At 69.5% G+C, this 12379-nt stretch carries 12 protein-coding genes; 5 read left to right on the top strand and 7 right to left on the bottom strand.

Annotated elements, in window-relative coordinates; all coding sequences use genetic code 11:
* The first annotated feature begins 56 nt into the window (after positions 1-56).
* On the top strand, positions 57-491 hold the full coding sequence (locus FBZ83_RS05660; RefSeq protein ID WP_145681453.1) for a hypothetical protein: 435 nt from the start codon (positions 57-59) through the stop codon (positions 489-491).
* Between the two features lie 19 nt (positions 492-510).
* On the opposite strand, the gene FBZ83_RS05655 is transcribed toward FBZ83_RS05660, so the two are convergent.
* The 6 genes from FBZ83_RS05655 to pedF form a co-directional block, all read right to left on the bottom strand.
* Positions 511-1176 (bottom strand): response regulator, encoded by a 666-nt coding sequence (locus tag FBZ83_RS05655; protein WP_014241328.1) that lies wholly within the window; start codon positions 1174-1176, stop codon positions 511-513.
* A 226-nt stretch (positions 1177-1402) separates the two neighbouring features.
* Complete coding sequence (locus FBZ83_RS05650; protein ID WP_145681452.1) at positions 1403-3154, bottom strand: methanol/ethanol family PQQ-dependent dehydrogenase; 1752 nt, start codon at positions 3152-3154, stop codon at positions 1403-1405.
* A gap of 291 nt (positions 3155-3445) precedes the next feature.
* Positions 3446-4378, bottom strand: coding sequence for a quinoprotein relay system zinc metallohydrolase 1 (locus FBZ83_RS05645; RefSeq protein WP_186465982.1), 933 nt, complete (start codon positions 4376-4378; stop codon positions 3446-3448).
* Positions 4375-5175 carry a quinoprotein dehydrogenase-associated SoxYZ-like carrier gene (locus tag FBZ83_RS05640; protein WP_145681451.1) on the bottom strand — a complete coding sequence of 267 codons (801 nt, stop codon included), beginning with the start codon at positions 5173-5175 and terminating at the stop codon, positions 4375-4377. Before FBZ83_RS05640 ends, FBZ83_RS05645 begins: the two co-directional genes overlap by 4 nt.
* A 162-nt stretch (positions 5176-5337) precedes the next feature.
* Positions 5338-6198: a substrate-binding periplasmic protein gene (locus tag FBZ83_RS05635; protein WP_145681450.1), complete on the bottom strand. Its 861-nt coding sequence runs from the start codon at positions 6196-6198 to the stop codon at positions 5338-5340.
* A gap of 11 nt (positions 6199-6209) precedes the next feature.
* On the bottom strand, positions 6210-6653 hold the full coding sequence (gene pedF, locus FBZ83_RS05630) for a cytochrome c-550 PedF (RefSeq protein WP_211101625.1): 444 nt from the start codon (positions 6651-6653) through the stop codon (positions 6210-6212).
* A gap of 264 nt (positions 6654-6917) precedes the next feature.
* Between pedF and FBZ83_RS05625 the strand changes: the two genes are divergently transcribed.
* From FBZ83_RS05625 to FBZ83_RS05610, 4 genes are read left to right on the top strand one after another with little or no spacing between them, the layout of a single operon-like run.
* Positions 6918-8090, top strand: a complete 1173-nt coding sequence (locus FBZ83_RS05625) for an ABC transporter substrate-binding protein (RefSeq protein WP_145681449.1) — start codon at positions 6918-6920, stop codon at positions 8088-8090.
* Between the two features lie 52 nt (positions 8091-8142).
* A complete protein-coding gene (locus FBZ83_RS05620) occupies positions 8143-9111 on the top strand; it encodes a YVTN family beta-propeller repeat protein (RefSeq protein WP_145681448.1) in 969 nt (322 codons plus the stop codon).
* A 20-nt stretch (positions 9112-9131) separates the two neighbouring features.
* Complete coding sequence (locus tag FBZ83_RS05615) at positions 9132-9872, top strand: ABC transporter ATP-binding protein (RefSeq protein ID WP_145681447.1); 741 nt, start codon at positions 9132-9134, stop codon at positions 9870-9872.
* Positions 9869-10678: an ABC transporter permease gene (locus tag FBZ83_RS05610; protein ID WP_145681446.1), complete on the top strand. Its 810-nt coding sequence runs from the start codon at positions 9869-9871 to the stop codon at positions 10676-10678. The genes FBZ83_RS05615 and FBZ83_RS05610 overlap by 4 nt, the downstream gene beginning before the upstream one ends.
* A gap of 13 nt (positions 10679-10691) precedes the next feature.
* Here FBZ83_RS05610 and FBZ83_RS05605 read toward each other — a convergent pair whose 3' ends face one another.
* Entirely contained in the window at positions 10692-12356 is a 1665-nt protein-coding gene (locus FBZ83_RS05605; protein ID WP_145681445.1) for an NAD+ synthase, read from the bottom strand.
* Between the last annotated feature and the right edge of the window lie 23 nt (positions 12357-12379).

Raw genomic sequence — 12379 nt, 5'->3', positions numbered from 1 at the left:
GCCGCCGTCCGCCGGGCGCAGTCTGTCCCGCTGCGATGACACCGGCGGAGACGATGATGCGCACCCTGTACCTTCCATTGATTCTGCTGGGCGCCGGCCTGACGCTCCTGTCCGGCGCGGCGCGCGCCGGGGAGATCGTGATCCTCGACCAGCACGGTCCCGGCCCCAACCACGCGGACCGGTCGCGCGATCTGGCGATCATCGGCGATTCCGCCACCGGGTCCTCCATCGTCATCATCGAGCGGACGACGCGTGATGAACAGCTCGGGCGGCGCGACCCCGGCCTGGAGGCACGGCGCGCCGTGCGCAAGGCCGAGGCGAAGCGGCGCAGCAAGGACAAGGACTGGTCGGATTGGGCGGAGTTCGACGGCCATAGCCTGGACGGCTTCGGCTGGCTCGACGGACCGGTGCCGCTCGGCTTCGGGCGGGGCGATCCGGGGCAAGAGGCGGCGCGCGCCGCCGCGGACGCGCGGCGGATGCGGAACCGCTGAACGGTAAAGGCCCGCCCGGTCAGATGCCGAAGCGGGCCTTCTCCAGTTGCAGGCGGTTGGCAAAGACCACGGCCTGGGTGCGGCTGTAGACCTTCAGTTTTTGCAGGATCGCCGAGACATGGGCCTTCACGGTGGTTTCCGTGATGCTCAGCTCATAGGCGATTTCCTTGTTCAGCTTGCCGGTGCCCAGCATCTCCAGCACGCGAAGCTGCTGCGCCGTCAGGGTCGACAGGCGGCGGGCGATCTCCGCCGTTTCCTCGTCCTCCGCCGCGGCGCCCTCCTCGACCGAGGCGGGCAGATAGACCTCCCCGGCCAGAATCTGGCGCAGCGCGCCGGCGATGGCGTCCCGCGGCGTCGATTTCGGGATGAAGCCGGCGGCGCCGCAACGCACCGCCTCCAGCATCACCTTGCGGTCCTCGTGCGCCGAGACGACGGCGACAGGGATGGCCGGGAAGCGGCGGCGCAGGGCGATCAGCCCGGTCAGACCGTTCATGCCCGGCATGTTGAGGTCGAGCAGGACGAGGTCCGGCTCCCCCTTGCCGCCGTGCATGGAGTCGAGGATGGAGATGGTTTCGTCCAGGCAACCGGCCTCGTGGATCTCCTGCGCCTGGCAGGAATAGAGGACGGCGCTGCGCAGGGCGTCGCGCACCAGCGGATGATCGTCCGCAATCAGAATTCGGCTCATGGCGTGGTTCCCACGCTCATCGTTTCGGGGCGTTTCCGGGTCCGATCATGCCGGACTGTTCAAGAATGCGCAAGGACGGGAACGGGTATTCCCCAAAACAGCCGATCGTAGGCAATTCCGTTTTAAATCCATGCCCAAATCCTCTTGCAAGCGGTTCGCAAGAAAAGACGGCCCGAAGTTTTCGGGCCGCCCTTTCCTGGTCCGGTCACGGCACGGGGTTTCCCCCTCAGGCCTTCGGCAGCTTGAAGACCCAGAGCGAGCCGCCCTGGTTGATGTCCTTGACCAGCTTGGCGACGTCGCCGCCCCACAGTGGCACCGCACCACCCCAGCCGGAGACCACGGCCACATACTGCTCGCCGTCCTGTTCCCAGGTGACCGGGGAGCCGACGACGCCGGAGCCGGTGTTGAACTTCCAGACCTCCTTGCCGGACTTCGCGTCGAAGGCCTTCAGGTAGCCTTCCGGCGTGCCGGTGAAGACGAGGTTGCCGCCGGTGGTCAGCACGCCGCCCCACAGCGGCGCCGGGTTCTTGTATTCCCAGACGATCTTGCCGGTCTTCGGGTCGATGGCGCGCAGCGCGCCGATGTAGTCATCATACAGCGGCTTGATGGTGAAGCCGGCGCCCAGATAGGCGGCACCCTTCTTGTAGGTGATCGGCTCGTTCCAGATGTCCATGCCCCACTCGTTGGCCGGGACGTAGAACAGCTCGGTCGCCGGGCTGTAGGCCATCGGCATCCAGTTCTTGGCGCCGAGGAAGGCCGGGGCGGCGAAGACCGACGTGCCCTTCTCCGCGCCGACCGGGGTACCCGGACGGTTGTCGTCGTTGTAGACCGGCCGCCCGGTCTTCACGTCGATCTCCTTGGCCCAGGTGATCTTGGTGACGAAGGGCGAGGCGCTCAGCAGCTTCCCGTTGGTGCGGTCGAGCACGTAGAAGAAGCCGTTGCGGTCGGCCTTGGCGCCGGCCTTGATGGTCTGGCCGTCCTTCTTCAGGTCGAAGGACACCAGTTCGTTCACGCCGTCGAAGTCCCAGCCGTCGTGCGGCGTGGTCTGGTAGTGCCACTTGATGTCGCCGTTGGCCGGGTCGATGGCCAGCGTCGAGGAGGTGTAGAGGTTGTCGCCCGGACGCAGGTGCGAATTCCAGGGCGCCGGGTTGCCGGTGCCGAAGAACAGCGTCTTGGTCTCCGGATCGTAGGTGCCGCCCAGCCAAGTGGCGCCGCCGCCGGTCTTGTAGAGATCGCCCGACCAGCTGGCGTTCATCACGCCGGTCATGGTCGAGTCCTTGCCATTGAGGGTGCCCATATTGCCCTCGATGGTCGGGCGCTGCCAGACCAGCTCGCCCGTCTCGGCGTCGCGCGCCTCGACCATGCCGATGATGCCGAACTCGCCGCCGGAATTGCCGGTGATGACCTTGCCGTCGACGATCAGCGGGGCAGCGGTCGCCGAATAGCCGGCCTTGTAGTCCTCGATCTTCTTCGACCAGACGACCTTGCCGGTGTCCTTGTTCAGCGCGACCAGACGGGCGTCCAGCGTCGCGAAGTAGATCTTGTCCTTGTAGAGCGCGGCGCCGCGGTTCACGACGTCGCAGCAGGGCATGATGCCTTCCGGCAGGCGGTGGTCGTACTGCCACTTCTTCTGCCCGGTCTTCACGTCCACGGCGTAGAGGCGCGAGTAGGAGCCGGTGACATAGATCGTGCCGTCATGGATGAGCGGCTGCGACTCCTGCCCGCGCTGCTTCTCGCCACCGAAGGAGAAGGACCACACCGGCACCAGCCCTTTGACGGTGTCCGGGTTCAGCTTGTCGAGCGGGCTGAAGCGTTGCGCCTGAGGACCCATGCCGTAGGTCAGGACGTCGCCCGTCGACTTGGCGTCGTTCAGCAGGTCGTCGTTGCCCGGCCCGTCGGCGGCCAGCGCTGGGCCGCTCAGGCCAAGGCCGGCGGCCATGGCGCTCGCAAGAAGGCAGGTGCGGAAGAGACGCTTCATGGTGCGGATACCTCCCAGGGGAATGGACAGCCGGAGTCGCGGGCAGAGATCGTGCGTAGACAAACGATCATGCGCAGACGAATTGGCGGAATCCGTCGGCCTCGTCCGCCCGTCCTCGGCTTCTTTTCGGAACAATCAGGGGTTCTGCGGAGGAGCAACGCGGCATCGCGAGGCCCCTATCCTTCTGACAATAAAGCAGTTTACCGGCGCCCCGGATGGGGTCCATTGGCAAATAGTCGAATGGGCGGAGCGTTCTGCTGGACGACGGAAACCGTTTCATTGCGAACGGCGTCAATTCACCCGCGGCAGCACGGCCTTCTCGATCCCCGGCCAGAGGTGGGAGACGGAGCGCCGGTACTCCTCGCGCAGCACGCCCATTCCGGCGAAGCGCTCGGGGATCGGCGCGTCGAGCAACTCGGCCATGTCGGCCCCCGCCTCAGCCCGCTCGCGCAGGGTGCGGTCCAGCCAGCTCAGCCAGTCGCGGGTCTGGGCAATGGCGGCCTTGTCGGAGCCGATGCGCCCGTGGTTGGGCACCAGGACCGTCACCTCCAGGGCATCCAGCGCGTCCAGCGCCGCCAGCCACTTTCCGATGTCGGCGTGGGGCGTCGTCGGCGTCCGGTCGGAGAAGACGACTCCACCGGCGAACAGAACGCCCGTCGTCTCGTCCAGGATGGCGAGGTCGGCGGCGGTGTGGCCCTCCAGCGGGATCAGCCGCAGCCGGTGCGCACCGAAGACGACGGTGGAGCCGTAGACCGTCTCGGTCGGGACCAGCGGCTCGGTGCCGCGCATCCAGTCGCCGACGAGGCGGTACATGTTCTCGGTCATCCCCGGACCCTCGGTCTTGATGCCCTCGATGGTGCCGGGGAGTGCGGCGATGGGCACGTCGGCGAAGGCACGGTTGCCCAGCCAGTAGTCGGGATGCAGGTTGCTGATGAAGACCTTGCGGATCGGCTTGTCGGTGACCGTGGCGATGGCCGCACGCATCTCCTCGCCGAAGCGGCGCGACGGGCCGGTCTGGATCACGATCACCCCGGCGTCGGTCACGATGAAGCCGGGGTTGAGGATGTTGCCGCCGTTGATTCGGGTGAAATGCTCCCGCGTTCCCTCGAAGACCCAGGTGTCCGGCGCGATGGCGACGGGCTTCAAATTATAGGTCAGCGGGCCGGCGGCCCAGCCTGGCGCGGCGGAGACGACCAGCAGGAGAAGGGCGACCAGCGCTCTCATGGCAGCGCTCCTTGGACCCAGGGCAGCGGGATGGCCGCCTTGACCTCGCCGCCCTGGTTGTCGCGGCCGTCGAGCGTCAGGCTGCGCGCGCCCGCTGCGGGCTGCACCTCAAGCGTGAAGCCGGGGTTCTCGGACAGCGGCTCCGCCGTCTGCAGCCGGGCCAGCGCCCGCCCGTCGGCGTCGCGCAGGGTCAGCGCCTCGATGAAATAGGCGGGGATGCCGGCGACCAGACCGGTGTCCATGGGGTGGCGGACGAGGAAGCGGACGCGCGTCGCCTTGTCTTCCCCGGTCGGTGCCCAGGCGCGGCCCTGCACCTCCCCCACATGGTCGGCCCAGTCGGCGGCGGCGTAGGTCGCGGGCGGCGCGGTGCAGCCGCCGCCCGCCGCGTCGAGCAGCTTGCCGCCGATGTGCCAGACGCCGTCCGGCGTGCGGGCGGCGGCGCGCAGCGGTGTCGCCTGCTGCACCTTGAAGCGCGTGGCGATCACCGGCTTCGCCGCCAGCGGCTGGAAGCGCAGGATGACCGGGAAGGGGTTGAGGTCGGCGAACAGCACCATCTCCTCGACCGCGCCCAGCGCCGTGGCGTCGGCCATCACCGGGACGGCGGCGGCGTTCTCGGCGTTGTCGGGGGCGGTGACGGTCACGCGGTCGTCGAATTGCACGGGAGCGGTGCCGAACAGCTCCGGCCGCAGCACGTCCCACATGACGGAGGCGAGCGGGTCGGCGGGGTCCGGCGGGCCGGCGTAAACCGGGCTGGAGAGCGCGGCCAGGAGCGCCGCGGCGGCGAGATGGCGGTTCATGGCGGTTTTCCCCCCTCCCTTGCGTCGTTGTTCTTGTGTGGGCGCTTGCCCCCTCCCTGACCCTCTCCCGCCTTTGACGAGGGAGGGGATTTGGGCAAAGGCGGCGGCAGTCCCCTCTCCCGCGAAAGCGGGGGAGGGTTAGGGAAGGGGGCCGCAGCCGCATCACTCCACCGGAATCGCGTTGTGCGTCACCCCATGTTTCCGGAAGATCTCCGGCAGCGTCCCGTCCTCCAGCATCGCGGTCACCGCGTCGCCCACCGCGTAGGCGAGGTCGCGGGAGTTCTCCTTCACCGCCATGCCGATGTCCCAGTTCGACGCCATCATGCCAGGGAAGGTCACCGGGGTGATCGGGAAGCCGGCGGCGCGGTCGCCCAGCGCGGCCTCCACCTGGCTCTGCGTCGCGACGACGGCGGCGACGTCGCCCTTGACCAGGGCCTCGACCGCCTCGGGGATCGTCATGTAATGGACCAGCCGCTCGCGCAGCCGTCCGCCGAAGGCTCCCAGCAGGTAGAAGTCGGGGATGCTGTCGATCTCCACCCCGATCGGCTCGTCGGGCAGGGAGGCGAGCATCGGCTGGGTCATGCGCATCGGGTTGCGGGCCAGCGCGAAGCCCTCCCGCTGGTAGGGGCCGAACAGCACGGCCTCCGGGTTGCGCAGCCCGAACTCCTTCTGGTAGGGCACATGCATCATCACGTCGGCCACGCCGCCCCCGACGACCGGGCCGCGCCACACCGCGTTGCGCAGGTCGTCCGACACGGCCTCCCCGGCGGTCAGCTCCATGAACTCGACGCCGACGCCCAGCCGCCCGGCGATGGCGCGGGCAATGTCCACATCCACCCCGACCAGGGCGCCGCCCTTGCGGTGGGAGAAGGGCGGGTTGTCGCGGTAGACCGCGACCATCAGCCGCCCGGCGGCCATCACGTCGTCCAACGGGCGCGCGCCGGCGCGCCGGGGGAGGACCCCGGCGGCCAGCGCGGCGGCGGCGAAGGACAGCAGGTGGCGCCGCGTCGGAAGCGCCCTCATTCCAGGCGTCATCATTCCTCGTGCACCGTCTCCAGCCACGACCGGATCGCCCACAGCGCCTCCTGGCCCAGCGCCTCGCCGAAGCGCGGCATGTAGGTGACGCCGTTGCGGATCGAGCCGTTGGTCACCCGCTCCTTGAACCACTCGTCCCCGGCGTCGCCCTTCTCCAGGTAGCGCAGGTCCGGGGCGATGCCGCCCGACACCGCGCCCAGCCCGTGGCAGCGGGCGCAGTTCTGGTTGAAGGCGGAGGCGCCGATCTCGATCGCCCGCGGATTGCCGCGGTAGGGGTTCGCGTCGCGCCAGTCCTCGCCCAGCTTGTCGAGGCCGGTGGTGTCCACGGCCTGGGGGGTCACGTCGCCATGGGCGAAGGCCGTGGTGGGGACAACCGTGGAGATGACGGCGGCCGCGCCGGTCAGGAAACCGGCCATCGCGAGCCGGAGAAGCCGTGCGTTCATAAGGGGCGTCCTCATTCAGAGAAGATGCGAAGGGAGCGTTGTCCGTTGCCCCGGAGCATAGCGGGCGGTCCGCGACGCCAATAATTGGACTTTGGTAGCAACCGTGCGCGACGCCCGCCGCGATCGGATCGAAACGCCATTTTCCGCCCGCGCAATCGTACCAAAGTTGCATTCCGGGACGCCGCCCAGCGGGGATACCCTGGTCTCCCGAAACCAGGCGAGTGCAAACCCGCGATGCGTTTCAGCCTTTGGTTACCCTCCTTGATGCAGATCGCCTTGCTGGCCGGCGGGCTGTGCGCCTCGCCGGCCGCCTTTTCGCAGGAGGCGGCGCCCGCTGACGTCTCGACCATCCGCATCGCCTACCTGACGCAGGAGGTCGAGCATCCCCCCGCCCTGTCCAACCTCGACGAACCGCCCGCCGACGAAGGGTTGGCCGGCGCCAACCTCGCCGTGGCCGACAACAACAGCACGGGCCGCTTCCTCAAGCAGCGCTTCGACCTGGAGGCGGTGACCGTCCCCATCGATGGCGACCCGGCGCAGGCGCTGCGCGACCTCGCCGCCGCCGGACACCGCATCGTCGTGCTGGACCTGCCCGGCGAGACGCCCGGCGCGCTGGCCCGTCTGCCCGAGGCGGCGAACCTGCTGCTGTTCAACGCCGGCTCGACCGACGACAGCCTGCGCAACGCGCTGTGCGCGCCCAACCTGCTGCACACGGCCCCCGACCGCGCCATGCTGGCCGACGCGCTGGCCCAGTATCTGGCAGTCAAGCGCTGGACGAAATGGCTGCTGATCGTCGGCACCCGGCCCGAGGACCGGCTCTACGCCGCCGCCGTCAAGCGGGCCGCCAAGCGCTTCGGCGCCGAGGTGGTCGAGGAGAAGACCTGGAGCGAGGACCACGACGCCCGCCGCACCGCCCAGGCCGAAATGCCGGTCTTCACCCAGGGCAAGCGCCACGACGTGGTGATCGTCGCCGACGAGATCGGCGACTTCGGCGACTACGTGCTGTACCGCACCTGGGAGCCGCGCCCGGTCGCCGGCACGCAGGGCCTCGTCCCCACCAACTGGCACCGCGCCCACGAAGCCTGGGGAGCGGCGCAGCTCCAGTCGCGCTTCAAGGCCGCCGCCCAGCGCGTCATGTCGCCCCGCGACCACGCCGTCTGGGCGGCCATCCGCGCGGTGGGCGAGGCGGCGACCCGCACCCGCTCCACCGATCCCACAGTGCTGGCCGCCTACATCCGCGGGCCGGATTTCACGCTGGCCGCCTTCAAGGGCGTACCGCTGTCCTTCCGAAGCTGGGACGGGCAGTTGCGCCAGCCCGTGCTTCTCGCTGCCGACCGCTCGCTGGTGTCCGTCTCGCCGCAGGACGGCTTCCTGCACCCAAGAACCGAACTCGACACGCTGGGCCACGACCAGCCTGAAACGGGCTGCCGTCGCTGATGGGCCGCCGCTGATATTTCCCAATCATTTCCGCCAAGAGGACGCCGCCCCGATGACCACCGCCCGCTCCCTTCTCCTCGCCGCGCTGCTGGCCGGCTGCGCCGTTCCTGCCTTGGCGGAGACCGTCTATGTCTCGAACGAGAAGGACAACACCCTGTCCATCATCGACGGCGCGACCCTGACGGTGACGGAGACGGTGAAGGTCGGGCGGCGCCCCCGCGGCATCACGCTGAGCGCGGACGGCAAGCATCTCTACATCTGCGCCAGCGACGACGACACGGTGCAGGTGATGGACCTCGCGACCAAGAAGATCCTGCACAACCTGCCCTCGGGCGAGGACCCGGAGCTGTTCGCCCTGCACCCCGACGGCAAGCACCTGTTCATCGCCAACGAGGAGAGCAACGTCGTCACCATCGTCGACGTGCCCAGCCGCAAGGTCGCCTATCAGGTGGATGTCGGGGTGGAGCCGGAAGGCATGGCGGTCAGCCCCGACGGCAAATGGGCGGTGAACACGTCGGAGACGACGAACATGGTCCATTGGATCGACACCGAGAAGCGCGCTGTCGTCGACAACACGCTGGTCGACGCCCGCCCGCGCTACGCCCAGTTCAGCAAGGACGGCAGCCGCCTGTGGGTGTCGGCGGAGATCGGCGGCACCCTGTCGGTGATCGACACGGCCAGCCGCAAGGTGGCGCAGACCATCCGCTTCAAGATCAAGGGCGTGCCCCAGGACCGCATCCAGCCCGTGGGCATCAAGCTGACCGACGACGGGCGCTACGCCTTCGTGGCGCTCGGCCCGGCCAACCATGTGGCGGTGGTGGACGCCCAGACCTTCGCGGTGAAGGAGTATCTGCTGGTCGGCCGCCGCGTCTGGCAGCTCGACCTGTCGCCCGACCAGAAGCGGCTCTACGCCACCAACGGCGTGTCGGGCGACGTGTCGGTAATCGACGTGGACAGCCTGAAGGTCGTCAAGTCGATCAAGGTCGGCCGCTACCCCTGGGGCGTCGCGGTGAAGGGCTGAGCGGTCGAAGGGGTAAGGGCATGGCGGAACCGGCGCTGTCGATCGAAGGGCTGAGCTACGCCTACGGGCGCGGAACCTTCGCGCTGAAGGACGTGTCGCTGGCGGTCGGGGCGGGGTCCTTCACCGCCCTGCTCGGCCCCAACGGGGCGGGCAAGACGACGCTGTTCGCCCTGGTCACCCGCTTGTTCGAATCGCCGGGCGGCACCATCCGCATCGGCGGCATCGACCTGCGGCGGGAGCCGGCCCGGGCGCTCGGCCGCATGGGGGTGGTGTTCCAGCAGCCCACGCTCGACCTCGACCTGACGGTGCGGCAGAACCTGCTCTATTTCGCCGCCCTGCACGGCATCCCCCGCCGCACCGCCGAGGCCCGCGCGCGGGAGTCGCTGGAGCGGCTGGGCATGGCGGAGCGCATCGGCGAGACGGTGCGGGCGCTGAACGGCGGCCACCGCCGTCGGGTGGAGTTGGCCCGCGCCCTGCTGCACGAGCCGGCCCTGCTGGTGCTGGACGAGCCGACCGTCGGGCTGGACGTCCCGGCGCGGCGCGCCATCGTCGAGCATGTCCACGCGCTGTGCCGGGAGCACGGCATCGCCGTGCTCTGGGCCACCCACCTGATCGACGAGATCGGCGAGGGCGACCGCGTGGTGGTGATCCACCGGGGGCAGGTCCGCGCCGCCGGGCCGGTGACGGAGGTGAACCGGGCGACCGGGGCAGACACGCTGACCGAGAGCTTCACCCGGCTGACCGCGAAGGAGGCGGCGTGACCGCTTTTGCCCATTACGCGCGCGCTCTCGGCGGGATCGTCGGGCGCGAGGTGCTGCGCTTCGTCCACCAGCGGGAGCGCTTCCTGTCGGCCCTGGTCCGCCCGCTGCTCTGGCTGTTCGTCTTCGCGGCGGGCTTCCGCGCGGCGCTGGGCATCGCCATCACCCCGCCCTACGAGACCTACATCCCCTACGAGGTCTACATCGTCCCCGGCCTCGCCGGGATGGTTCAGCTGTTCAACGGGATGCAAAGCTCGCTGTCGATGGTCTACGACCGCGAGATGGGCAGCATGCGGATGCTGCTGGTCAGCCCCCTGCCCCGCTGGTTCCTGCTGACGGCGAAGCTGCTGGCCGGGACGGCGGTGTCGATCCTCCAGGTCTACGCCTTCCTCGCCGTCGCCTGGGTCTACGGGGTGCAGGCGCCGCCGCTCGGCTATCTCACGGTGCTGCCGGCGCTGGTGGTCAGCGGGCTGATGCTGGGGGCGCTGGGGATGCTGCTGTCCTCGGCCATCCGCCAATTGGAGAACTTCGCGGGCGTGATGAACTTCGTCATCTTCCCGACCTTCTTCCTGTCCACCGCGCTCTACCCGCTGTGGAAGATGCAGGAGGCCGGGGAGCTTCTGCACTTCCTGTGCACCGTCAACCCGTTCAGCCAGGCGGTCGAGCTGATCCGCTTCGCGCTGTATCTGGACGTGAACCTGCCGGCGCTGGGCTGGACGGCGCTGGCGCTGGCCCTGTTCCTGGGCGGCGCGGTCTACGGCTACAACCCGGCGCAGGGCTTCCTGGCGCGCAAGACCGGCGGGGAGTAGGAAGAGCCCCCCCTCACAGAAGGCTGCCGAACCCGTTGGTGATCGGGTAGCGGCGCTCGCGGCCGAACGGACGCCGGGTGATCTTCGGGCCGGGAGGCGCCTGACGGCGCTTGTACTCGGCCGCATGCAGCATGCCCCAGACCGCGTTGACCACCTCCGGCGCGTGACCGCGGGCGATGATGTCCGCGACGCCCAGGTCCTCCTCGATCAGGCAGCGCAGGATGTCGTCCAGCGCCTCGTAAGGCGGCAGCGTGTCCTGGTCGGTCTGGCCGGGGCTCAGCTCGGCGGTCGGGGCCTTGACCAGCACCCGCTCCGGCACGACGCGGCCCGCCGGGCCGAGCGCGCCCTCCGGCATCTGCGCGTTGCGCCAGCGCGCCAGCGCGTAGACCGTGGTCTTGTAGACGTCCTTCAGGACGGCGAAGCCGCCGCACAGATCGCCGTAGAGCGTGGCGTAGCCGACCGACATCTCCGACTTGTTGCCGGTGGACAGCACCATCGGGCCGAACTTGTTCGACAGCGTCATCAGCGTGACGCCGCGGGCCCGCGCCTGGATGTTCTCCTCGGTCACGTCCGGGTCGCGCCCGGCGAAGGCCGGCCGCAGCATGCGCTCGAACGCCTCCATCGCCGGCAGGATGGAAACGGTGTCGAGCCGGCAACCCAGCAGCTCCGCCGACTCCGCGGCGTCCTCCTGGCTCTCCGGCGCGGTGTGGGGCGACGGCATCATCACCCCATGCACCCGCCCGGCGCCCAGCGCGTCCACCGCGATGGCCGCCGCCAGCGCCGAGTCGATGCCGCCCGACAGGCCGAGGATCACGCCGGGGAAACGGTTCTTGGCCACATAGTCGCGCAAGGCCAGCACCAGCGCCGCGTAGACCGATTCCAGCTCGTCGGGCGGGGCGACGCACTCCGTGTCGGCGCAGCTCCACACATCGTCCTCGCCGCGTTCCCAGCGGGTGACCAGCAGATGCTCGGCGAAGGCGGGGGCCTGCGCGACCAGCCGGCAATCGGCGCCCAGCGCGAAGCTGGCGCCGTCGAAGACCAGCTCGTCCTGCCCGCCCACCTGATTCACGTAGAGCAGCGGCAGGCCGGACTCGGTGACCCGCCGGACGGCCAGCTGCACGCGCTGGTCGTGCTTGCCCAGCTCGAACGGGCTGCCGTTGGGGACCACCAGGATCTCCGCCCCGCTCTCCGCCAGAGTCTCGATCACATCGGCGGACCACATGTCCTCGCAGATCGGAACGCCCAGCCGCAGGCCGCGGACGTTGATCGGGCCGGGCAACGGGCCGGGGGCGAAGAGGCGCTTCTCGTCGAAGACGCCGTAGTTCGGCAAGTCCACCTTGAAGCGGGTCGCCGCGATCCGCCCGCCGTCGAGCAGCAGGGCGGCGTTGTGGCGTTTGTCGCCGTCGCGCCAGGGCGCGCCGACCAGCAAAGCCGGGCCGCCGTCCGCCGTCTCGGCGGCGAGTTCACGCACCGCCCGCTCCACCACGTCCAGGAAGAAGGGCTTCAGCACCAGATCTTCCGGCGGGTAACCGGTCACCGCCAGTTCCGGGCAGACCATCAGGTCGGCGCCGCGCGCGGCGGCCTCCGCCCGCGCGTTGCGGATGCGGTCGATGTTGGCGGTGATGGCGCCGACGGTCGGGTTGATCTGGGCCAGCGCAATGGAAAAACGGTCGGTCATGGCGGCGTCGTCCGGTGAAGCAG

The organism is Azospirillum brasilense (assembly GCF_007827815.1).
Classification (GTDB): Bacteria; Pseudomonadota; Alphaproteobacteria; order Azospirillales; family Azospirillaceae; genus Azospirillum; species Azospirillum brasilense_C.
Note: the sequence above shows the minus strand (reverse complement) of the source record. Positions and strands in the feature narration are given on the sequence as shown.